This window comes from Bradyrhizobium sp. 186, assembly GCF_023101685.1.
Taxonomy (GTDB): domain Bacteria; phylum Pseudomonadota; class Alphaproteobacteria; order Rhizobiales; family Xanthobacteraceae; genus Bradyrhizobium.
Genome location: NZ_CP082164.1, coordinates 8,368,163 through 8,389,667 on the forward strand (window position 1 = coordinate 8,368,163; position 21,505 = coordinate 8,389,667).

The window sequence follows — 21,505 nt, forward strand, 5'->3', positions numbered from 1 at the left end:
AAAGGTTACTCCGCAAAGAGGCGGAGGGCCGCACGTTTCTGTTGAGCCACGAGACGAGACTCTGCGTTAGACGCTGGGTCGGCTCGTACTTCGCGTATGCGTCCGCGCGAGTTGCAGGAGGCGGCTGTACAGGGCAGCGCATTTGCTTCCCAACTGGACTAGCGGTCATCAAATTGCACCGCCCGCCGCCGGCGTGGACAAACCCCTCCCATGGCGAAGCAAGACTTCATCATCAGCCTCTAGCTCGGCTGTTACTTCCGAATGGGTATCGGCCGCACGCCGGACGTCGGTCTCGATTTGTCGCCATTTATGAGTCGCTGCGGAACGCTTCGCCCAGTGCGCACGCCTCTCGGATGCCGCTGTCTCGGCCTGCTTTTGAGCGATACGCGCCTCCTCAAGTGTGCGGCGTTTCGAGGTGATCTCAATCGCGAGCCTCTCAAGGGTGAGCTGGCAATGATCGAGTTCAACGACGGACAAGGTACCGACCGACATCAACTGTTGGTAAACCTCCGCCTGCGCCTCTGTATGATGCTTTTCAGCAATTGCAAGTTCCTGCCATGCGTGCTCCGCGGCCGAGGTCGCGATATGACGCTTGGCTTCCATATTGGACAACTCACTACGAGCACTACGCTCGCGCATATCCTTCACTTGCCGCAAGCACGAAACGTGTATGCAACTCATGCGGTCAGACGGCACATCCATGTGACGGTTTCCTCAAAAGTGGACGCATCGTTTTCACCCTGGCGTAAAAACTCGCGCAGATCATCGATCGAAGCGACAGCTCGGTCCGTCAGCGGATCGCTGCCTTGCTTGTATTCGCCAACCTTGATCAAAAATTCGGCCTCTGCATGACGGGAGATAAGATCACGGAAGAGGGATGCTGCCTTGCGATGCGGTGCAGATACGACGGCATCCATGACGCGGCTGCGGCTCGACAGTACATCGATGGCGGGGAAATGCGCCCGCGCCGCGAGAGAGCGTGAAAGAACGATATGACCATCGAGAATGCCACGCGTTTCCTCGGCGATTGGATCGCCCGTGCCGTCACCTTCCACAAGCACGGTATAGAAGGCCGTGATTGAGCCACGCTCACTCATACCAGCGCGCTCCAGCAAACCTGGCAACATTGCAAAGACAGAGGGAGGAAAGCCCCGGCGGGTCGGTGGCTCACCGGCAGCAAGCCCGATCTCGCGCATAGCGCGGCTAAATCGCGTCAATGAATCCATCATCAGAACGACGCGCAGGCCTTGTTCGCGAAAATATTCGGCGAGCGCGGTTGCCGTATAAGCACATTGCGCCCGCTCCGTCGCTGAGCGATCGGAGGTCTCAACGACGACGACCGTGCGGCGGAGGGCAGTCTCCCCAAGATGCCGCTCGATGAATTCACGCACTTCGCGTCCGCGCTCGCCTATCAGCGCAACCACGGTCACGTCAGCGACCGCGCCTTTTACGATCTGCGACAATAACGTCGACTTGCCGCCACCAGGCTCTCCATAAATGCCGATGCGCTGGCCCTCGCCGCATGTCAGAAGACCATCCAAGGCGCGAACACCGAGTGGTAGAGGGCGATCGATGATGCACCTCGTCATTGGATTTGGCGCTTTGCCGCGCAGCGGACGCGTCTCCACGGCTTTGACTGCGCCCTTGCCATCGAGGGGACGGCCGAAGCTGTCGATCACCCGGCCAAGCAAATTGGGGCCGACCGGCACTTCGTGCATTCGGCCAGTGGCAACGACTTCTGCGCGGCCGGACATGCCTTGCAGATCACCGATCGGCGTCAGCAACACGCCGTCCTGCAACAGACCGATCACCTCGGCCTCAAGCGACCATCCGGTGCGCGGATCCTTGAGCACACAAACTTCTCCAATACGAGCATCCGGCAAAACTGCATGGATCAACGTGCCGATCGCCCGCGTGATCCGCCCGCGTACGACACGCGTGTCCACATGCCTTGCCGTAGTTCGCAGACGAGCCAGTGCCGCGTGCAGAGTCCCATCTCCATCAGGACAGCTATGGTCTGGTCTCGGCGCCGTCACTATTCGCCTGCCTCATGATCTAACCCAAAGCCCAAACGCAGTGCGCGGAGCTGCGCGTCAAGTCCGAGATGGATATTGCCAAATTCGCTCCACAGCACGCATTCGTTCGCTGACAGCGCCGGATCCGGAATAATTCGGACCGCCGGCCGGTCCTCCCGTCCGTCGCAGGCAGCAAATTCGCGCGTAAGCGCATCAGCATCCATGGGGGACGCATGAAGGGACAGTTTCGCCCCGCCATATCTGTGCGAAATCGTGTGACGAACCGTCCTCACCAACATCTCGCCGGGATCGAAATCGCCCAGTAGATCAGTTACGATGTCCATCACGAGCGCTGACAGTTCCTGCTCCAAAACGGCCTTTCGTCGTGCCACTTCCGAGGCAGCCTGCGCGACCAGCTGTGCCATTTCCTCGGCGCCGGCCCTCACCCCCTCGGCATGGCCGCGCGCACGCTCCTTCTGATAAGCTCTGCGCGCCCAGCCGCGAACCCGCTTCAGATTGCGCTCGGCCACGGCGCGTGCCTCGAGGGCGCTCTGCCAAATCTCGAGATCCCTCGCCGCTATGAGTGGCCCAAGCGGGCGGATGTGCGGAGCGACGGGCGGCGCAGTTTCGTCGGCTGTCATCCCGCTGGGACCTCCCTCGCCAATTGGGCCAACACCGGCGAAAACAATTGGCCCGCAGCATCGCGGTGTTCAGTCGCAGGATTGTCGGCGGCCGTTCCGACAGCTAGGCGTAGAAGCACGCGGCGGCAATCAAGCGTTGACGCTTCATCGAGCCAAGCGCCGAGGCAGGCATGTCCATCGTCTTCAATCCCTAGCGCGAGTTGTTGAGGATCAGCAATTAATCTGGTCGAAACCGCATGCGCTGCATGTCGGATCCCGAAAGCCTGCACCTCGGTGCCGACGCGCTCGACCAGAACGGCGACATCGTGCTTTGAAATCAGCCTTGTCAGCGAACGGGCATGCCAAATGCCGCCGGCGAGCAGGGCAGCCCTGCTCGGATCATGCCCGAGGAGAAGGTCTGGCCCGAAGTCACTTCCGTTCAAGCCCATTTCATCTTCAAGCAGCAACGCTTGCAGTCTTATCTGCAGCCTAGGACTCTTCTGCAGTCGCACCAACGTCGCGGCCGAGAGGTTCGCGTCAAGACGCGCGGCAAGGCGGGTCGGATGAATCGTGGCAGCAAGCTTACGAATACCTACAGAGGCTAATTTCAGCGGATCATGCCGCTCGGCAGACGGATTCGGTCTCGTCATGTCGGATACCACACTACGCCGCATTAGGCTTAGTCGCTTTGCGAATCATCTCGATAGCAGAGACACCCGAGCGCCCACCAACCGCGCTAACTTTCTGAGATGATTGCCTGCGCTGACGCCCACGAGCGCTCAGCAAGACGCAGGATAGCACGCCGAATACAGACCCGCCGAGACCCATGCCAACCGCAACCAATGGCGTTGAAATGACTCCAGATGCTTGGGCGAAACCAGCCGCAGCCGCCGGTCGCGGCTCTAGTGCGGGCCGCTCGACTGAGACGAAAACAACAGCCACCTTGTCATAGGATAAGCCCTCGATGCTGTTGGCGACGAGCATTTTAATCTGCGGCAGCAAGATTGAGAGATTTGCCCTCGAGTCATGCCGGATGAAAACCGACGCCGAAGATGGCGTGGTGTCACGTCGCAACAGGTCGTTCTTTGGCAGAACAACGTGGACGCGCGCCGAGAGGACACCATCGATATCACTGATCGTGCGAGATAATTCCTCGCTCAGCGCATAGACGTAACGGGCGCGCTCCTCGATCGGCGAAGCAATCAGACCCGCCGCGCTGAACACTTCGCCTAGACTCTTGAAAGCGTGGCGCGGCAACCCTTCGCCATTCAGCAGGTCGATTGCGGAAGCAATCTGAGTCTGCTCGACCTGGATCGTGATAGTCCCGTCCTTAGCAGCAACGCGGAGCGCATCGACCCCGTTCTTGAGGAGGACAGCAAGCATCTCATTGGCCTCACGCTCCTGCACTTTCGTGTAGAGATCGGCTTTGCAACCAACCAGGGCAAGCAGGAGCGGCAGCAGAGCCAGAAGTTGAAGCCGCTTGCGGAATGGGCGCGCCTGACCGCTTTCGCGATCGATTAAACCAATCATTCGCCCCACTCAGCCCGCCGATATCAGCTTGTTCAGAGATGAACCGAGGCTACCGATGCCATTTGAAATGAGTGTTACCTGGATGACGCTATCAGAAACATCCTTCAGATTCGCCAACATCGCCTCGAAGTCAGCTGCGCCACTGGGGGCGCCCGGCACACCTGCTTCCGCTTTGCCCGGTTGCAGCAAAAGGGGCTCCGACGCCGACCCGGTCTCCGCACCTTTTGGAACTGCATTGACCGGATACATCGCAGAAAGATTCTGGAGGATGCGATCGCCCAGCGGGCTCGCCTGTGTTGTTGCACGCGACACCTCGGATGTCGGCGGAACGGCCGCCGCTTCCGTTACTGGAGGCGCAAGGTCTTGAACCGAAGCCGCTTGCAAGAGACTCTGCTGAAATTGGACCTGCTCGTCGACCACTGTTGCCGAACAGGCCTTGGACAGGCCTTCTAGATTGTGAGAAATCGGCGCAGCGCCCAACATCATCATGGAAAGACCCGCTCTCATCGAGATGTGATACGACCAGCCGTTCATGCCCATTAGCGGCTCAATGTCCTAGACAGGCCAGCTGACGACAAGCTGACGAGTTCGCCCGCACATCGTCATCTAAAGATCACGTTTCGCGTTCACGTACCAAACGTACTCCTGTTGCTTTAAGTCAAAGAGAACCATGAATGCTCATCCGATCCATAATCCCGCACGTTTTGAACGGAGTCCTGTGTGTCGCCGTTTTCGTTTCCGGCGGAATACAGATGGCGCGCGGCGCTCCCCTGTCGCTGCCCTCGACACCTTATCGGTATACGGTTCTGGATCAGGAGCTTTCTGCCGCGCTGCAGGAATTCGGCAACAACCTCAATATTAAAGTCACCATCAGCGCCGAGGTGAAGGGTCGGATTCGCGGGCACATGCCGGACCTGCCACCGCGCGAGTTCCTTGACCATCTGACTCAGCTCTACAATCTTCAATGGTACTACGATGGGCTCGTGCTTTACGTGTCTACCGCAAAGGAAGCGCAAACTCGTCTGCTTCTCCTAACTTCAATCAGCTGCGACGCGCTCAAGGCAACCCTCGATGCGCTCGCCATTTCCGACGAACGCTACATCATGAGACCGGCACCGGGAAATGGCCTAGTCCTTGCGTCCGGTCCACCACGCTTCATCGCACTCGTGGATCAGACGCTCAATGGTCTTGTGGCGGAGGCGCAGGCGCGACCTCGCTCCGTCGAGATGCCGTCCCGTGAATCTGTGCTGATGTTATATCGTGGGGCCTCCGCGACGATCGTTCGGGATGGGCGAACTGAAGGCCCGTACTCTTCAGACATGCCGCGCCAGGAGGGTGCCTTGCCTGCGCAAGGGCCGGGCCGAAGATGATACGGCTAGCCGGATTCCTCAATGAGCCGTTACGCGGGTTGTGCAAGGAGCCTGGACCGACCGTCCGGTCAGACGCTGCACAAGCACGGCGAGACGTACGTGTCGTAAATCGGCTCCAGAACACTAGAATTGCCGCTGCGCCACCTTGTCCACCAGTATCGGGATGGCCGGTGGTAGTGTGCGGGAGGTTCTGCAAAAGCTGAGCGGCTGAAGCGGTAAATCCGGTGCTTGCGAAGATCACCGCCATAGCGGAGCAAGGACCACCACGACCGTGACGAAGACTAGGACGGATGGCTCTGCCGTCAAACAGCTTTTAGCGTCGGACAGGGATCCTGAAACCGCTGATCCAGGGTGCGGTGCAGGAAGCTCTCGAAGCCGCGATGGCGGAGGCGCTGGGCGCGGCGAGACGCGGCTGGGCTATCGCTCCGGCTACTACACCCGCTCGCTGATCACCCGGGTGGGCAAGATCGAGTTGAAGGTGCCGCAGGACCGCCAGGGGCGGTTCTCGACCGAGCTGTTCAACGCTATCAGCGCTCGGAGAAGGCACTGGTAGCGGCGCTGGCGTTCGGACATCGGTCTTGGATGCTCGCGGTTTTGCGGCTGCACGAGATTTTGCAGCTTGGACGGGGTTAACGCCGAGGGCACAGTCGAGCGGCGGGAAAGAAAGGCTCGGGGCGGTATCAAAGCGTGGAAATCGGCATACGGACGCTCTTGATCGTTGGTGCGACCTCAATCATCAAGCTTGGCAAGCGAGGCTTGAAAGTCCCGCTCTGGATTCGGACCATGCTGCAAAGACGGCCGTCAAGCTCATAGCGGTGACGTTCGCCAATAAGATTGCGCGCACCATCTGCGTCTTGCTGGTCAGAGGCGGCATCTATCATGCGCCGCCTGCAATGCTGAAAACCTAATCTTAAGAACTCTCCGGCGGAAGAAGAAAGCTGCCGAGGAGGCAAGGTGCAAATCTGGATGAACCCCGAATGACGACATTCCCGGTAGCGATCAGACCGCCTGACTCACTGCGCTTCGAGCGCGAGAAATTGATTGGGCGATTGCTTCCGCGGATATCATCGTGGCCAGCGGCCGGGCGCCGCGTTTACAGGCCGAACATATGACCGCACCGTCATCCCTTGTTCAACCAGAGAAAGATCTTGCAGCCCGGGCCGTTCCACATATGAGTCAGAGCCCCTTTTGGATGCCGATCGGGGGTCCCAGTCCAATGCCGATTGACACGCTGCTCAAACTCGCGCCGTGTCAGCCACGACGGGCTCGTGTGGATCGGCGGCAACTATTACAGCATACCCGACCATACGCGGCGCATTGTCGAGGTGCAGCAATTGCTCTAATCCCATTCTCGATCAAGGCGAAATCGTTGCCGTCCATCCCGTTCTGGAGAAGGCCGCCGGCGAACTCGCGTCGCACCCGAGCATCGAGAGGCGGTCAACCGGTCCAGGTCGCGACCTGGCGTATCCAAAGCCCTCGTCGATCGGGCCGGCGATCACATGCCAAGGCGGTCGCTGGGGTTTTACCAAGGTGTCGCAAACGGCTCCCCCAATCGGAAGGCCGGCCATAACCATCCACACGCAGCCGGCAGCGATCGACAGCGTCAAGAAAGGCCTAGTCGCACTCAAGATGCCACGTGCGCTCAGAATGCTGGACACCACGGTGCGGCGAATTGAAAGAGGGTGAGGTCACCTGGATTGAGGCGCTCGATCACGCTTATCGAGGAGCTGACGGTGCGCGACAGTCGCCGTGTCAGCACCGCGCTGAGAATGTCTCGCCTGACCACCGTCAAAATGCTCGCTGGCTTCGACTTCGCATTCCAGCCCTCGCTCGATCGCAATCGCATTCTGGCGCTTGCCGAATTGAAATTCATCTGCTTGCGACACCGGCAAAGAGCCATCTCGCGACGGCACTCGCGGTCGAGGCCGTGAAGGCGGGAAAGAGCGTCGCGTTCGCCACGCTCGCGGACATCGTCACCACCACTTTGCGCGAGCGCCTGCGGTTCCTCGCCCGCGCCTCCCTCCTTGTCGTCGACGAGATCGGTTACCTCCCGGTCGTGCCTGGCGGCGGCAATCTGTTCTTCCAGTTGGTCAACGCCCGCTATGACAAGGGCGCGATGATCCTCACTTCGAACCGGCCACAGCATTGCTTGGTCGACTGCTTCACCACGCAATTGTTATCCAAATCGAGGGATCGAGCTATCGGCTCCGCCAGCACGCCGCTCTCGTCCCGGAAAACGTCCGCTCGCGCCCGCTCACAAACCCGCCGCAGCCCAAGCGCCGCGGCGGCCCGTCTGGAAGGAACAATGACGATTCCGATAGCGGCTGATCCCCGACCCACAATCGCCGTTCACCCAGGGAAATCTGGACATTCTCACGGAAAGTTCGCTGCCCGTTGACAGAGGTCCATGATCGCCGCCAGGTACAGCAGCCATCTGCAGTCGAAACGTAAGTGATGTCGGCGAGCCAGATCCGGTTCGCTGCTGCGGCCCTAAAGTTGCGATCGATGAGGTTTGGCGCGATCGGCAGGCCATGACGGCTGTCGGCAACGCGGTGCGGCCGGGCCATGATGGCGCCGATGCGGTGCCGATGCATTAGGCATTCGATCCGGCCACGGCTGGCGCCAAGTCCCCGTGCCCGCAGCGCGGCATGGACCCGTGGGTTGCCGTCCCCGCGCGCCGCTGTCCTGGTGAACCTGTCGAATATCAGTCAAGAGCGCAGCATTGATGGTCGTGCGTGCTCTGTCCGGACGCTCGCGCCAGGCGTAATAGCCGGCCGGCGAGACCTCGAGCACGGCGCACATCAGCCGCCGGGTAGGTATCACGATGGTCCTTGATGAAGCGGAAGCTCGTGTCCGCGTTCCGGCAAAGATCGCGATCGACTTTTTAGAATGTCCCGCTCGATGGGCATCCGCTCGTTCTCCTCGCGCAAACGGGCGATCTCGGGAGCCTGGTCCGCCGACATCGGCGCCGCCTGCGTGCTGGGGCGCCGCGTCGCCGATGCCGGCTCCTGCCGGAGCTTCTCAACGCAGCGCCGCAGCACCGAACCGCGCAGACCGAGTTCCTTGCCAACGGCTCTGATCGATCGGCCACTCGACACCAGAAGCTCAGCCGCCTGCCGCTTGTACTCCTCGGTAAACAATCGACGTTGACGTACTTCCATTCGACGCGTCCTGGCTCTCTGGGCCTACTAAAGGTGTCCACTCATTCGGAGGAGGTTCGCGTAGCTGCGCACCGTCAGCTTCTCGAAAGCTAAGCCTCCTAGGGAGAAGGTGTCGATCTGGGCCCGGCGTTAGCTGTTGGATCTGCCAAAGGAGAATCCGATGGATCCGTTCCACAATCTCGACCAATTCGAGCCCCCGGATTTCGCCCGGACGGACTACGACGAGCTGCAACAGCTCCCAGTTGACCAAGCGGGGTTTCAGCAGCACCTGAACGAGTTGCACCTGCGCGAGCGCCCGCCCCGCAATGCAAATCGTCGCGGCGACCCTTATAATGTGTCGAACAGGGATGCGGACGGGTTGGACCACGGGGAAGGCACCTCGCGGTCGACGTGGAATCCGCCCACCGAATCTGAACAGGGGAGCAATCAGCATGTGCTTTTTGCGGCCGCAAGTCGCGGTGGCCAGTTGCCAGCCGGCAGTTTCAGTCCGACGGACTCTTGGCACGGCCGGGATTCAGCGGTCCACTTGCCGACGCATAGTGTCGACCAGCAGGAGTATTCGTGGGCGAACGCCGATGATGATTGGCCAACGCCCCCCAGCGTTCCTTGGGAGCATAATCACGGGGGATCGCTCCTCGACCGACGAGCATGGCCTGGCGATGGCAATACTTCAACCGACTACTGGCACGGCCTGGACTCAGCGGTCCACTTGCCGACGCATAGTGTCGACCAGCAGGAGTATTCGTGGGCGAACGCCGATGATGATTGGCCAACGACCTCCACTGTTCCTTGGGAGCATAATCACGGGGGATCGTTCCTCGACCCACGGCCATGGCCCGGCGATGGCAATACTTCAGAAGAAGGGCACTGGTTAGCCCCGGCAGGGGCGCAGTGGGTCCAAGCCTTGAGCGACGGGCGGGTCTCCCCCGCCGGCCCTGCTGGCGGTCCGACGAACGTTGAAGGCCCCGTCCTCCAGCAATCGCAGCTTGACGAAATCCTGAACAGTTGGGCTGGCGAGGAGGAGCAGACAGAAGACGAGGACCGGCAAGAGGCGGTAAGACGAATCAAAGCCTGGGGAGAGGCCGGCGACGTCTATGCACGGCTGGAGCTACCATACCTGTGCCTGACGACCTTGCCCCCCGCCTTTCCGCCCGATCTCCGGACGCTCGACGTCAGCGAAAACGAGTTGATGCACCTGCCCGACAACCTACCGGCCGAACTCCGGACGCTCGACGTCCGCGGCAATCGCATGACAAGCCTGCCTGACACCTTGCCGGCGGCACTTCAGTTACTCGCCATCGGCGGCAATGAGCTAACCAGCCTGCCCGTAACACTTCCGGATGGCCTTCAGACACTCGCCGTCGCCAGCAACCGGCTGACCAGCCTGCCTGAAACCCTGCCGGCCGAGCTCCAGCAGCTCGATGTTCGCGGTAACCGGCTGACCAGCCTGCCGGAGACCCTTCCGACTGGACTTCAGTTACTTGAGGTCGGCGGCAACCGGCTGACCAGCCTGCCCGATACCCTACCGCCCGAACTCCAAGAGCTCGAAGCCGACGGCAACCGGCTGACCCGCCTGCCCGAGAGCCTCCCCGCCGAGCTCCAGTTGCTCTTCGTCCGTGACAACCGGCTGACTAGCCTGCCCGAGACGCTCCCGCCTGAGCTCCAGAGGTTTCATGCCGGCGGCAACAGGCTGACCAGCTTGCCCGAGACCCTCCCGGCCGAGCTCCAGGTGCTCGAGGTGCGAGACAACCGGTTAGCCAGCCTGCCGGAGACCCTGCTAACGCAGCTAGATTCTGGGTGTATGGTCTATCTGGAGGATAATCCGCTGCCCGAGCGGGTGCAGACGAATCTGGCGATGGCCCTGAATGCGCGAGGCTATACCGGCCCTCGGGTCTTCTTCTCAATGGGCCGGGAACCGGCGGTGAATCATGAGCGGCCGCTGGCGCAGGCTGTGGCCGACTGGGTCGAGGGGGAGCCGGAGGTTCTGGCCGCCTGGCAGAACTTCGCCGACGAGGCGGGTGCGCCGGAATACGCGCGCTTCCTCGACAGGCTGCGGGACACCGTAAATTCTGGCAATCCCCAGTTCCGGCAGGCCGTGATTGAGGATCTGCGGCAGGCGGCGACCAGGCCGCAATTGCGCCAGCAGTACTTTCAGCTGGCTTTCGAAGCGAGCGAGAGCTGCGAGGATCGCATCACTTTAACCTGGAACGGCATGCAGACCGCACGCTTAAACGCTGAAGTCGAGGATGGCGCCTATGACAATCGGCTTGACGATCTCGTCCAGCAGGGCCGCGTCCTGTTCCGCCTGGACGCGCTCGAGCAGATCGCCAGGGAGAAGGTCAACTCGCTCCGCTTTGTCGACGAGATCGAAGTCTATCTGGCCTATCAGGTCAAGCTGCGCGAGCGGCTTGAGTTACGGCACATCGCCCCGGACATGCGCTTCTTCGGCGTCTCCTGGGTCACTGAGTACGACCTCAGCACGGCTGAGATGCGGGTGCGCGACGAGGAGGAGACGGGGTTGGCCGACTATCTGGCAACTCGGTGGCAACCCTGGGAGACGGTGCTGAGCCGGATCGCACCCGAACCCCATGCACAGATGCAGCATCGACTCCTCGAGGCGATGGGGGAGGAGTTCGACAGCCGCCTCCAGCAACGGCTTGCCGGTCATGAGCTAATCGGGAACAGCGATGCCGAGCGGCAGTTCGGAGCGCAGATCCGCGATGAGATCGTCCGCGAGATCAAGGGCGCGCTGACGCGTCAGGTGCTCGCGGACCTTGAGCTGTGAAGCGGCCATCCCGTTGCAAGGAGCTGTCAATCCTGTTTTCACTCAGCCGTCGGCGCGTCATGGTCGGCTTCGGACGCCCGCGCGCCGAGGGACCATCTGTGAAAATGTAGTGCTCGGCCGGCAGGATCTAACCGCACGGCGGCGCTCGATCTTTTCGAACGATTGCCGCGGCGGGCGCACCCGGCAGCGGCGCAGGTGCAATTCATCACCTTCGCAACACCAACCGACTGCCGCTATTGTTTACGTAATCTGCCGCCAGGCAATCAGCCTATTCCATCCGGAGTGGACGAGGACTGATTGACTGGCTCATCGCATAGGCGTTCGGAATTTTCTTTGTACATCCTGACGAGCTCCAGCGGGTGCCGAGTCGCAAGTCGGCGGCATAACGATGCAGCAAATCCCTGCATCACACCTGGTATCGGCCATGGCGTATGCAGGAAAAGCCCAATCAGCCGATCAATTTCGAGTTCACGCTGGGTGCTATGCCGGGTAAAGCGTGACGTGAGACTTCCTGCCCACGAGCAAGCCAGGAGACGAACACAGGGATCTTACGAGCGGGTTTCGACACCGCTTTGCCGGGAGTCCGCACCAGCCCAAACACCACGCTTGCCGCACGTAACGGGACTAGCGCAAGAGAGGCGCGTCGCAAAATCAAACTGTATCAAATTTCTCTTATGCCGGCAGCAGTTCCCTGCCGCACTTAATGCGCACGAGGCGTGTTTCCCAAAAAGGCCCTGCTCACCTAGTTGGTAATCGAGACAACAGAACTACTACGTCCGCTACTATTAGCTATGCCCGGGCCACTTCTGTAGGGCGGCAGCGCCAGCGCAGCGGGCGGGTGCTTGCATTGCGCCATATCGTGCACCGATCGTTGCGGACAACGTGATTTGGTTACGCGAAATCGGAATACGCTGCGCTGTCGCGATTGCTTGTATTGCGGTTGTGGCTCACCAAGCGTCCCACGTTGTCGAGTTAACGCATTTGGTCTTGAGCGCATATAAATCGCAGGTCCAGGCAGACGTTGGCGAGCACTCAATGCGAGGCGCTTTCGCATCGACACGCAAGACCGATCCTGCATTGATCTTCCGCGCTTTTTTGCTTCAGCGCATCGCGCAAAGCTCCTGGTCAGGAGTCCGGCCGATCGCGCACTCAATGCGTTCGCGCATAGCTGGATCGATATCTTTGGCGCCGAGCAACTTTGGCGCCGGCGTCGCTTGCATTTGAAGAGCTGGTCTATCCCAGCTAGCGCAACTGCAGAGCCCCAGAGTGGCGAAGAGCGCCGAGCACGAAAGCAGACAAAATGAACCCAAGCGCCACCGCACTGCCTTACGAAGTGAATTCATGCGGTCCTTCTTAGATTGACTGCTGCGACTGTGAATCGGCTGCAAGGAGCGTGTTGCGGAGTTCCTCGGACGGAACGTCGTCGTCCTTTGCGGCTGCGAGTGTAATGGATCCAACAGGCTGGATTGTGAAGTCCGAGGCAAGGTCCTGATAGGATAGAACAGCAAGATCGATCCCATTACGGGTGAGAAAGCCGCGGACAAAGCGTCGTATATCCATCGAAGCAAGGATAACGGGCTTGATCTGCCCCCGAACTACGTTCGAATGGATCTGACGCATTTTTGAGAGCAGCGCCTCGCTTTGCCCGTCGCTCAAAACCAGGTAGGGTCCTTTGGCAGTCTCTCGAACCGCGCTGCGCACGATATCCTCGGTTTGACGTTCGATGATAAAGACCGGCACGACGCGGTGTGCGTTGGCATACCGGTGGCAGATTTGCCGTCTCAGACCGGAGCGAACATGTTCCGTGAGCAAGACGACGTTTTGTTCACGTCCGCTCCATTCGGCCAATGCTTCCAAGACCAGCCGTGTGTTCCGGATCGGAATACCCTCCTCCAGGAGGCGCCGCAAGACGTCGGCTACTTTAGGGATCGGCGTCGTACGCAACACCTCCTTGACCAGATCGGAATATTCCGTCTCCATGCGGGCCAGCAACTGGCGCGTCTCCTGGATACCCACCAAGCACTGTGCATAGCGGGTCAACACCGAATGGACGCGCAAGGCCAGGATTTCAATGGGACGGTAGTGCCCGATGCCGGCTGCTTTGAGAGCCGCTGCATTGCTCTGTTCAATCCAGATTTGATCCGTCTCCCGGTCATGCCGAAACGGGATGCCACTCAATTCAATGTTGGCCGGATCGTCGTGGAGTGCGAGCTGCGTTGGATCAATTAACTCCTGCTCGACGGGCACGCCCTCGACATCCACCCTGTACTGCAAGTCTGGCAAGCGCTCGTCGACCTCGATGGGGATGCGCGGAATTGTGATGCCGAGATCAGACGAGATCAGTCCCGAAACGCGTGCAATGTGCTGTTGCAATTCTTCTTTGTCGATCGCCCGTGTCAGACTTGACGCAAGGAACAACGCGACGGGTAGCGCCTCCGCAGGCACGATTTCCTTGTTAGACTGTGTGGGAGCCGGGCGAGAGACATCGGCGCTTTTCTTGCCGCTTTGGACCCCACCGTCGGCAAAGCTCGCTGCCGCAAAGACTGCAGCCAAGACGAGAAAGACAGGGAGCGGAAAACCCGGAATAGCCCCCATTACAACCAGGACGCAGGCAGACAGCCGCAATGCGTGCGAATTTGCTGTGAGCTGGTTAACGATGTCGGTACCAAGATTGAGCCTTACAACCCCATTTACACGAGTGATGATCGTCGCAGCTGTAATCGAGAGCAGCAGCGAGGGAATTTGTGAGATTAACGCGTCACCTATGGTCAGCAGGGTATATTGCTGCAGCGCCGCCTGGAAAGACATGCCCTTGGAGAGCAGGCCGATGGTGATCCCGCCCAGCATGTTGACGCAGATAACCACCAATCCTGCGATGGCGTCGCCCTTCACGAATTTCATGGCGCCATCCATAGCCCCGTAAAGCTGGCTTTCTTTCTCTAATGTAGCGCGCCGGCTGCGGGCTTCGTTCTGATCGATATGGCCATTGCGCAATTCAGCATCGATTCCCATCTGCTTGCCTGGCAGAGCATCGAGCGTGAACCGCGCTGCCACCTCCGCCACGCGTTCAGCCCCCTTGGCGACGACGATGAACTGCACCATGGTCACGACTAAGAATATGACAATGCCGACGACGATATTTCCCGATATGACGAAATCACCGAACGTGCGAATGATGCTGCCCGCATCCCCCTCAGCCAAGATCAGCCGCGTCGTTGAGACGGTGAGCGCCAGACGGAATACCGTGGAAATCAGAATGACGCCTGGCAAGGACGAGAAATCAAGTGGAGTGCTAATATAGAGAGCGACCATTAGCAGCAATATGGCGAAGCCCAGATTGAAGCCGACGAGCGTATCGATCGCCACTATCGGGATCGGCATGATCATCATGCCGACCGTCAGAAGCAGCATCAACGCGACCATCAAATCGGAGCTGGCCGACGCGCGCGCAAAGATCTTACGCAGGACGCTGGTCATGGGGACCTTCCGATCGTTGATTGATCAGGCCAGTGTCACGCAACGAGACATAGCGTTGGAAAGCGGCGAGCGCCTCGTCTATGAGGCCGGCCCGCCGCAGGGCGTGGCTACGCAACAGCGTCAAAGAGATACGCGCCGAGGGTTCGTCATCAAGTGTGTCTAGTCTATCTAGGACCTGCAACGCCTCACCTCCGAGGCCTTCCGAGATGAGGGCATAGGCGAGAATCCGTAATAGATCGACATCTCGCGAGTAGTTGCCGACGATGAGTCGCAAGAGAGCCACGCATTCTGCGCTCTGCCCACATGCAAGGTGAAGATAGGAAAATGTACAGAGCAAATCGCGCTCCTGCCCGGAACTCAGTGAGACGTTATCGGATTCGGAAACGTTGGTCGTCCGTTGCGCTCCATCGGAGTTGAACATTGCTAGGCTTCGATCAAGCTATTCCGATTCTGGCGGAGCAGCGCTAGCCAGTGCAGTCCCTGCTGTAGGACGACGATACCGTCCCGCGCCATCGAATCCGCAGGCGCGGCCGCCAGCTTGTGGACGAGACGCTCCAGAACAATGCTATACCGCTCTGCCTGCAGCATGTCCGGATGACGTAGCCTTGGCGTGACGAAGGAGAGCAGATCGTGCGCGATATCGCGCCCGTAGAGCGATGCCACCCCAGCGGGTTGCTCGATCTCATAAATGCGAGTGCGCATCTCGTTGAGACTGGCACACCCGACTGCATCAATATCTTTGGTCTCCGATGCGGCTTCGATCGCTACATCCAGCGGCATATAAGGCGTGTTCAGCTCGCCCCAGATCGACGCCCGCTCCTTCTCGCCATTTGCACGAGCACCGTCCGCCTCACCTTTATTGGGTTGGATGGTCGGCCCTATGACTGATGCATAATGGTCCTCGCTGAGTCTCTGCGAAGCAGTGCCAGACCCGACATCGTAGCGGGACAGCTTTGACATGACGATCTCCTTATCCTTCCTTCGGGCCCGGAAAGCCTAATACGCAATGGCAGCAAAGCGGCCATTGCGGCTTAGCAGCACACGCCCATCCTCGATTCGAGTGACCGCCCATCCGTCGGCCAAGAGAGCGCCGACGAAATACTTCTGCCCACCGACAAGCAGATAGGGCTGGGGTCCGCGCGAAACAGCTTCGATCGCGATTGAGGATGGCTGCTTTTCCTCCTTGACGATCACTCCGTTCACCAGTGTGACCGCACCGTATGTACGACCATCGAACCATTGCTGGAGCTCCTGCCATTTCGCAACGGTCGCAGGCGTGACTTTTCCCTCAGCGCTAACAAAACCCGGCCCCGAACCAACCCTGATATCGAGCAGGCCCGCCTTATCAATTTCCTGTTTCAGGACTTCGGCTGCAGCCTGAGCTCGCCGATCGTCAGGCCGGTTCATGCCCAGCTTGGGTACAAGCTCTGCGGCAGGCGGCGCAATGCCGGTCGGTGCACTTCCGCTGGCTTTGAAGAAAATCGTCGAGAGACTGCCTACGCCAAGAAAGCTGAGGAGCACGAGGGCGAGAGCTGAGATCCAAACGCGCGAGAGGCTGATCGACCGAGCCTCAACAGCATTCTGCATCGACCAGCGAATAGACATGGCGCCCGCACGAATGACGGCGGGAAGAAAAAGAACAACACGTTCACCTGCGGCAATATCCCCTTCGCCCTCTGGGGTGCTTACGGCTGCAAGAGCCTCAAGCTCGATTGAATTGCCAACGAGGGTGATACGTAGGTGATGCGGCTCAAGCCCTTGTTCGACGAAAACCATATCCGCGTCGAGGCCGCTACCGATAAGGCTCGTTCCGACAGCAGCCTTCCCGCTTAGCCCGGCATAAGGTCCCGACAGTACCTCGAAATGTAAGGAGGCGGCCTCATTCACGGACAATTCTCCGAACTATGAGGAGCACGGCAGGGCGATTGGTCGCACGACTCATTCCTAGGCCGCACCACTATGACGGGAAAGGCGGAGCGACGATTCGCCCCGCCTTTCACCGTTATCCGTTGACGCGCTCGCTGGCCGCCTTCCTCTCACTCGAGAGCTCGGTCGTCAGTGCACGCAACCGTATGTCCTGCACCATGGCCTGCTGGTTAACCGCCTTCAATTCGTCGATCAGTTTCTCGAAAGTACCCGTCCCACCAACGTCATCGGCCGCCGAGCTACCGACGCTGGAACTCGAGGACTTGCTATCAGTCTTGCTATCAGTCTTGCTATTTGCCTTGCTATCATGGGAGTCGTGGACACCACCAGTAGAAGAGCTAGTAGAACTTGCTTTGGTCATATCGCTTCACCTTCCGTTTTTTTGCTGCCATCAATGGCAACACTCCACTGACGTCGAAGAACCGGCGTCAGGTATCCTCTTCTGTTTCAGCTATAGCTTCGCGAAGATTTGACATGTTTCGCTCCATCGCCTGCATCGCGACGTTGGCAAGAACCGAACCGAAAGCCGATTCGAATTTCTGACGATCAGCTACCGACTGCGAGCTGCCACTGTCAGAATTGGTATGGATCACGCCTTCGATTGCCCCGGCCATCTGGTGCCTCTCACTTCAGTTCCGCCAAAACGGTGGTATCACCACCGAGCGATTCACATTGCTTACGCTACTGGGATTAGCTGTCGAGAAGCTGACGAGAAGGAGAACAACCTCAATATCGTCAGCGTCAACCCAAGCTGAGAGCGCGCATTCGCAGGTACATGCCGCGACTGCCACCGCGCGAATTTCTCGGCCCCACTTTCAATCTCTACATTATGCCGACGAGCGCCAGATCGCGGCGCCGGCCCAACGCACCTCATCACATTCCTCGATCAGGCGCTCAATGGTGTGATGCCAAGTCAGAGGCAAAACCGCGCGCAGTTGGAAATGCTACCGCGGGAATCGGTGGTGATGTTGTTTCGTGGCTCCACAGCGATCGTCACTCGGGACTGACGACCGCAGGCACCTGCTTTGCGAAAGCGTCAGAGCAGCGTCGTGCCTGCACATGCTCTGAGCCGGAGATGAGTTTCATGAGCACGATGACGCCTCTCCGGGATGTTAAGACGACCGACATTGGCTCGTCCTGCTCCGTCTAAAAGTCGTCAGCTTCTCGAAAGCTCGCCCCCTTAACGTGAAAGCCTCGATCTTACGACGTCGATGCCAAGTATTTACCGCAATGGAATGGAAATGAACCTAATGCAGCTCAACAGCGTTTCGCTGCCCGCCAGTGCAGATCCAGCTCTGTTCGGGCTTGTTCCGGGGGCTTCGTCGGCCTTGGGATCATCCGCGCAGACCCCCGGCCAGATTCGGCAAGGCGAACCTTCGATGTTCGAGGCGATGGTGTCCATCTGCTCGCGGGAAGAGAAATCCGACGTTCCCTCCACGCCACCGGATCTGCTGCAATCAGAGCGACAGATCCCGCAGGATTCGCTGGACCAGTTGTCAGCGCACGCGAAGGCGGCGATCGAGGCGGTGATGAAGGATCCGGTTTTTTCTTCCTCGGTCGATTCCTCCTCGGTCGATTCCTCTTCGGTCGACACCCCTGGTGCAGACGCATCGTCGACGGCTGCTCCATCGCCTGACGTACCGAGCACTCCGGTGCCAAGCTCTAGGATCACGTGGAACGGCGGCACGCTCACCAATGCCGAGTTGCAGATCGTGGCAGTGCTGAACCGGCACAAGGACCAATGCCCACTCAGCTGGGACTCGCTGGCAGCCAAGGCCAGCGATCCGTCGACGCCCCCGGATCTGAAGGAGGCGATCGAAGGATTGCGACGCGATCCAGAGCTCTTCTATGCGATTGGCTCCCAAGGGGACGGCCGCTGCGGCGGCAAGATCAAGGCCAAGGATCTGTCAGAGTTTTCCGCCAGCCATTCGCAGGTTGCTACATTCCAGGAGCAGCAAGCGCAAAGCTACGAGCAGAACTATATTCCATCCGACGGCACCTCGAATGGACAAGCATCGGTCATGACCTTGAATGATGCATTGCGCGAGCTTTACAAGTATTCTGACTACCTGCCCAAGAATTTGAGCCTGGACGATTTCAAGCGGATCGTCGACGGCAAAGCCGACATCGGTAAGTGTCCGCCTCAGCTGATCGCGGCGGCTCAACACTTCCTCGAGCACCCGGACGCCTGGAAGCAGTTGTGCGGTGGTGCGACTGATAAAATCCACAAGGAAGACTTCTTGCAAGTCGCCTCCTCGTCGATGAATTCCACGCAAAGCGAGCTGAACACGCTCGACACGATCAACAAGAATCAGAACGCCTTCTTCGGGGACGGTGACCTGACACGACACAAGTTGGCGAGTATGGTCGAGGACAAGACTCTCGACCCGAAGATACGAGAAGCGGCATCGCAACTGCTCTCGGACCCGCTCTTGTTCCGTTTGCTAAACAATTCGATTACGGGCTACAAGACCCATCAGGAGTTCTTCGATTTAGGCGGCGGGCATACGGTCGACTCCGGTAATATCAGCAACAACGACTTCAGGCACTTCTATAGCAACATGTCACCTGCGAACCATACCGTTCAGCAGATCAAGACCCATGTCCCCAAGACCGCCGCTGAACAAAATGCAGTCACAGACATGGTGATGGGGGTATCCGACCAACCCGATGTCGCGTCTCCGAAGAAGAATGGCGGGGTCCTCATGCATGCGGTCGATGACGTAGCCAAGGTGGGCTCGAAGGTGCTCGACTGGGAGGCCACGGCAGTAGGCCTGCTCGGCGTCATTCCGGGACTGGGCGAGTTGGCCGATGGCATATCGATGGTGCTCGAGCTCGAGTCGCAAGCATTGAGCCTTCTGCATACGGGCATTAGCGGAGGTGATATGAAACAGGCTCTGAAAGAGGCTGGCCTTAATCTTGCGGGGCAGGCCATTAGCTTTGTCGCTGGGCCCGAGGTCAAATTCGCGCTGCGCGAGGGCCTCGCAAAGGAGATGCTCGAACAGACCGTGCAGTTCGGCCTCGATACGGCGATCTCGAAAGTGCAGTCCTATGCCGAGGACCATTTGGACGACCTGAAGGCACGCCTTACCGAGCCCATGCAGGCCGCAGGCGTTCCGAGTCAGGTCGCTACGCCGCCGTCGTCTCAGAAGGTGGCCTGAAAGGCCAGTTGCGGGTAAGGTGCGGATTCGTATCTACCTTTTCAGGGACGGACGCTTGCAACTTCTGCGCCGCTCGACAGTACGGCCTCGAGAAACTCGGTATGTGCCACGTCATCAGGGCGAAGCCGCCGCTCGGCAAGCGGCGGCGGAAGAACGCGCGCTGCACTCGAGGCGCACCCCACGCGCGATGAAAGTCGCCTGTAAAAGCCGCCGAGCGCGGTGTCTGTACGGCCCACGGTTACGGCAGCAAGGCGCAGAAGTGCCGCCGCCCTACCGCCGGATCCGCGCGTTCGGGACGAGAGCATTCTGCCGCCGGAGACCTTGTTGTTCGGCGCCAGTCCCAGCCAGGAGGTAAAATGCTTTGCACTTCGCCACGAGGAGAGGTCGTCGCCCCATTCAGCGATCAGCTTCAGCGAGAGGTAAGGACCGAGGCCGTCGAGCGTGGTGATGTCCTTTCCGACCAACGGAACAGCGCCACGCGGACGTTCGTAAGCTAGAGCGTTCGCCTGATCGGTTCGATTCCGACGCGCCTTCAACACGGCTTCGATCCGGGGCGTCGCAGACAGATGCTTTCTCGTGGTAGGCGTCCTAAAGCGCAAGTGCCTGCTCGAGCGCAAACAGACGCTCGGCGCGATAGCTTCCGGTGAGCGCCTTCACGATCGTCTCCGCACTAGCGTGGCAACTGTAATGGCGCACGCACGCCAGCGCCTCAGGATCGCGCTCGCCGGCAAGGATCGCGCGGATGAGGCGCAGCCGGTGGCGCCGGTGATGTCGGCGAGACCTGGTGGAGTTGAAGATTTATCTCCGTCAAGGCCTTGTGCATATGCTTGATGTGGGAGGCCGCGTACCCAATCAGACGCTCGCGCTGGCGCACGTAGGATCGCAGCTCCGCAATCTGTCCTTTGGGCCGAAAGCTGGCTCGCGACAGCCCAAACGAATGGAGCCGCTGCAGCCACTGCGCATCGGTGATATCGGGCTGCCTCGAGCATCGGCACCACTTCTGACTCAAAACACATCGGCCAACCGGTCCGGCCGGCGACGGCCGCGCCCACCCTTCTTCTGCGATGGTAGGCGGGGTTGTTCTGGGTCCGATACGCGGTTGACGGACTAAACGACGCCTTGGCGGCGGCCACTGGCGGGCTGACGGTACTTCGTGTAGAGCCTTCTGTCGTTGCCGCCCGTGATGCAAGAAGTTTCTGACCCGTTCGGCGTGTGGACGATGCGGTCTTCTGTCAGGCCTTCCTTTACGGCGTCCTCAGAAGCCGCTGGCCGGTATGGTGATCCGCGGATCAAGTCCAATTCTCATCTCCGAGCACCTCGGCTCTTCGGCTCTAACTGGTTTTCCTGATCCAGATCTGTTCGATCGTTCCGCCCATTAGGGTCGTCGCCTTCTCACACCCTTCACCAACGTCAGGCTATTTCGTGCTGCATTCGTCATGATGCCGTCACTGCCTGCGCTG

At 59.6% G+C, this 21,505-nt stretch carries 19 protein-coding genes and 4 pseudogenes; 7 read left to right on the forward strand and 16 right to left on the reverse strand.

What is annotated here, in order from left to right; genetic code table 11:
- Positions 1-168: 168 nt before the first annotated feature.
- The 6 genes from IVB18_RS40155 to IVB18_RS40180 form a co-directional block, all read right to left on the reverse strand.
- The gene (locus IVB18_RS40155; RefSeq protein WP_247985744.1) at positions 169-702 is read right to left on the reverse strand and encodes a hypothetical protein; all 534 of its coding nucleotides are present in this window, start codon (positions 700-702) and stop codon (positions 169-171) included.
- Positions 678-1,946: a type III secretion system ATPase SctN gene (sctN, locus tag IVB18_RS40160; protein WP_276578594.1), complete on the reverse strand. Its 1,269-nt coding sequence runs from the start codon at positions 1,944-1,946 to the stop codon at positions 678-680. The genes IVB18_RS40155 and sctN overlap by 25 nt, the downstream gene beginning before the upstream one ends.
- Positions 1,947-2,035: 89 nt before the next feature.
- Positions 2,036-2,656 carry a type III secretion system stator protein SctL gene (gene sctL / locus IVB18_RS40165; protein WP_247985745.1) on the reverse strand — a complete coding sequence of 207 codons (621 nt, stop codon included), beginning with the start codon at positions 2,654-2,656 and terminating at the stop codon, positions 2,036-2,038.
- Entirely contained in the window at positions 2,653-3,285 is a 633-nt protein-coding gene (locus tag IVB18_RS40170) for a nodulation protein NolU (protein ID WP_247985746.1), read from the reverse strand. Before IVB18_RS40170 ends, sctL begins: the two co-directional genes overlap by 4 nt.
- A 13-nt stretch (positions 3,286-3,298) precedes the next feature.
- The gene (gene sctJ / locus IVB18_RS40175) at positions 3,299-4,165 is read right to left on the reverse strand and encodes a type III secretion inner membrane ring lipoprotein SctJ (RefSeq protein WP_247985747.1); all 867 of its coding nucleotides are present in this window, start codon (positions 4,163-4,165) and stop codon (positions 3,299-3,301) included.
- 9 nt (positions 4,166-4,174) lie between these two features.
- Positions 4,175-4,705 carry a nodulation protein NolB gene (locus IVB18_RS40180; protein WP_247985748.1) on the reverse strand — a complete coding sequence of 177 codons (531 nt, stop codon included), beginning with the start codon at positions 4,703-4,705 and terminating at the stop codon, positions 4,175-4,177.
- Positions 4,706-4,839: 134 nt separating this feature from the next.
- Between IVB18_RS40180 and IVB18_RS40185 the strand changes: the two genes are divergently transcribed.
- From IVB18_RS40185 to IVB18_RS52040, 3 genes and pseudogenes are all read left to right on the forward strand, one after another.
- Entirely contained in the window at positions 4,840-5,535 is a 696-nt protein-coding gene (locus IVB18_RS40185) for a nodulation protein NolW (RefSeq protein WP_247985749.1), read from the forward strand.
- Positions 5,536-5,806: 271 nt separating this feature from the next.
- Positions 5,807-6,099: pseudogene (locus tag IVB18_RS40190) on the forward strand (transposase); the annotation flags it as partial.
- A gap of 14 nt (positions 6,100-6,113) precedes the next feature.
- A pseudogene (locus IVB18_RS52040) lies at positions 6,114-6,176 on the forward strand (hypothetical protein); the annotation flags it as partial.
- A gap of 39 nt (positions 6,177-6,215) precedes the next feature.
- On the opposite strand, the gene IVB18_RS52045 reads toward IVB18_RS52040, so the two are convergent.
- Positions 6,216-6,416 (reverse strand): hypothetical protein, encoded by a 201-nt coding sequence (locus IVB18_RS52045; RefSeq protein ID WP_346732693.1) that lies wholly within the window; start codon positions 6,414-6,416, stop codon positions 6,216-6,218.
- A gap of 888 nt (positions 6,417-7,304) precedes the next feature.
- Between IVB18_RS52045 and IVB18_RS51850 the strand changes: the two genes are divergently transcribed.
- Both IVB18_RS51850 and IVB18_RS51855 read left to right on the forward strand, forming a co-directional pair.
- Positions 7,305-7,466, forward strand: a complete 162-nt coding sequence (locus IVB18_RS51850; protein ID WP_276581226.1) for a hypothetical protein — start codon at positions 7,305-7,307, stop codon at positions 7,464-7,466.
- Positions 7,463-7,863 (forward strand): annotated as a pseudogene (locus IVB18_RS51855) (ATP-binding protein). The gene IVB18_RS51850 and the pseudogene IVB18_RS51855 overlap by 4 nt, the downstream one beginning before the upstream one ends.
- A gap of 491 nt (positions 7,864-8,354) precedes the next feature.
- On the opposite strand, the gene IVB18_RS40205 reads toward IVB18_RS51855, so the two are convergent.
- Positions 8,355-8,675 carry a transposase gene (locus tag IVB18_RS40205; RefSeq protein ID WP_247985750.1) on the reverse strand — a complete coding sequence of 107 codons (321 nt, stop codon included), beginning with the start codon at positions 8,673-8,675 and terminating at the stop codon, positions 8,355-8,357.
- Between the two features lie 181 nt (positions 8,676-8,856).
- On the opposite strand from IVB18_RS40205, the gene IVB18_RS40210 reads away from it, so the two are divergent.
- A complete protein-coding gene (locus IVB18_RS40210; protein ID WP_247985751.1) occupies positions 8,857-11,481 on the forward strand; it encodes an NEL-type E3 ubiquitin ligase domain-containing protein in 2,625 nt (874 codons plus the stop codon).
- Between the two features lie 1,353 nt (positions 11,482-12,834).
- Here the strand turns inward: IVB18_RS40210 and sctV are convergent.
- The 6 genes from sctV to IVB18_RS40240 all read right to left on the reverse strand — a co-directional run bounded on the left by sctV (position 12,835) and on the right by IVB18_RS40240 (position 17,498).
- Complete coding sequence (gene sctV, locus IVB18_RS40215) at positions 12,835-14,958, reverse strand: type III secretion system export apparatus subunit SctV (protein WP_247985752.1); 2,124 nt, start codon at positions 14,956-14,958, stop codon at positions 12,835-12,837.
- On the reverse strand, positions 14,939-15,379 hold the full coding sequence (locus IVB18_RS40220) for a histidine kinase (RefSeq protein ID WP_247985753.1): 441 nt from the start codon (positions 15,377-15,379) through the stop codon (positions 14,939-14,941). The genes sctV and IVB18_RS40220 overlap by 20 nt, the downstream gene beginning before the upstream one ends.
- Positions 15,380-15,381: 2 nt before the next feature.
- Entirely contained in the window at positions 15,382-15,918 is a 537-nt protein-coding gene (locus IVB18_RS40225) for a hypothetical protein (RefSeq protein ID WP_247985754.1), read from the reverse strand.
- A gap of 36 nt (positions 15,919-15,954) precedes the next feature.
- On the reverse strand, positions 15,955-16,845 hold the full coding sequence (locus tag IVB18_RS40230) for an FHA domain-containing protein (protein ID WP_247985755.1): 891 nt from the start codon (positions 16,843-16,845) through the stop codon (positions 15,955-15,957).
- 115 nt (positions 16,846-16,960) lie between these two features.
- Positions 16,961-17,245, reverse strand: coding sequence for a hypothetical protein (locus IVB18_RS40235; RefSeq protein ID WP_247985756.1), 285 nt, complete (start codon positions 17,243-17,245; stop codon positions 16,961-16,963).
- 67 nt (positions 17,246-17,312) lie between these two features.
- Positions 17,313-17,498 carry a hypothetical protein gene (locus tag IVB18_RS40240; RefSeq protein ID WP_247363765.1) on the reverse strand — a complete coding sequence of 62 codons (186 nt, stop codon included), beginning with the start codon at positions 17,496-17,498 and terminating at the stop codon, positions 17,313-17,315.
- A gap of 636 nt (positions 17,499-18,134) precedes the next feature.
- Between IVB18_RS40240 and IVB18_RS40245 the strand changes: the two genes are divergently transcribed.
- Positions 18,135-20,045: an HrpF/NolX family T3SS translocon protein gene (locus IVB18_RS40245; protein ID WP_247985757.1), complete on the forward strand. Its 1,911-nt coding sequence runs from the start codon at positions 18,135-18,137 to the stop codon at positions 20,043-20,045.
- 41 nt (positions 20,046-20,086) lie between these two features.
- On the opposite strand, the gene IVB18_RS40250 is transcribed toward IVB18_RS40245, so the two are convergent.
- Positions 20,087-20,509, reverse strand: a complete 423-nt coding sequence (locus IVB18_RS40250; protein WP_247985758.1) for an IS110 family transposase — start codon at positions 20,507-20,509, stop codon at positions 20,087-20,089.
- Between the two features lie 510 nt (positions 20,510-21,019).
- Positions 21,020-21,266 (reverse strand): annotated as a pseudogene (locus IVB18_RS40255) (hypothetical protein); the annotation flags it as partial.
- Positions 21,267-21,505: the final 239 nt, after the last annotated feature.

Excerpts from the sequence above, each read along its gene's own strand:
- IVB18_RS40225 (WP_247985754.1), bottom strand. The coding sequence starts at position 15,918 with ATGTCAAAGCTGTCCCGCTACGATGTCGGGTCTGGCACTGCTTCGCAG.
- IVB18_RS40240 (WP_247363765.1), bottom strand. The coding sequence starts at position 17,498 with ATGGCCGGGGCAATCGAAGGCGTGATCCATACCAATTCTGACAGTGGC.
- sctJ (WP_247985747.1), bottom strand. The coding sequence starts at position 4,165 with ATGATTGGTTTAATCGATCGCGAAAGCGGTCAGGCGCGCCCATTCCGC.
- sctV (WP_247985752.1), bottom strand. The coding sequence starts at position 14,958 with ATGACCAGCGTCCTGCGTAAGATCTTTGCGCGCGCGTCGGCCAGCTCC.
- IVB18_RS52045 (WP_346732693.1), bottom strand. The coding sequence starts at position 6,416 with ATGATAGATGCCGCCTCTGACCAGCAAGACGCAGATGGTGCGCGCAAT.
- sctL (WP_247985745.1), bottom strand. The coding sequence starts at position 2,656 with ATGACAGCCGACGAAACTGCGCCGCCCGTCGCTCCGCACATCCGCCCG.
- IVB18_RS40180 (WP_247985748.1), bottom strand. The coding sequence starts at position 4,705 with ATGGGCATGAACGGCTGGTCGTATCACATCTCGATGAGAGCGGGTCTT.
- IVB18_RS40155 (WP_247985744.1), bottom strand. The coding sequence starts at position 702 with ATGGATGTGCCGTCTGACCGCATGAGTTGCATACACGTTTCGTGCTTG.
- IVB18_RS40185 (WP_247985749.1), top strand. The coding sequence starts at position 4,840 with ATGCTCATCCGATCCATAATCCCGCACGTTTTGAACGGAGTCCTGTGT.
- IVB18_RS40235 (WP_247985756.1), bottom strand. The coding sequence starts at position 17,245 with ATGACCAAAGCAAGTTCTACTAGCTCTTCTACTGGTGGTGTCCACGAC.
- IVB18_RS40220 (WP_247985753.1), bottom strand. The coding sequence starts at position 15,379 with ATGTTCAACTCCGATGGAGCGCAACGGACGACCAACGTTTCCGAATCC.
- IVB18_RS51850 (WP_276581226.1), top strand. The coding sequence starts at position 7,305 with ATGTCTCGCCTGACCACCGTCAAAATGCTCGCTGGCTTCGACTTCGCA.
- IVB18_RS40245 (WP_247985757.1), top strand. The coding sequence starts at position 18,135 with ATGCAGCTCAACAGCGTTTCGCTGCCCGCCAGTGCAGATCCAGCTCTG.
- IVB18_RS40210 (WP_247985751.1), top strand. The coding sequence starts at position 8,857 with ATGGATCCGTTCCACAATCTCGACCAATTCGAGCCCCCGGATTTCGCC.
- IVB18_RS40170 (WP_247985746.1), bottom strand. The coding sequence starts at position 3,285 with ATGACGAGACCGAATCCGTCTGCCGAGCGGCATGATCCGCTGAAATTA.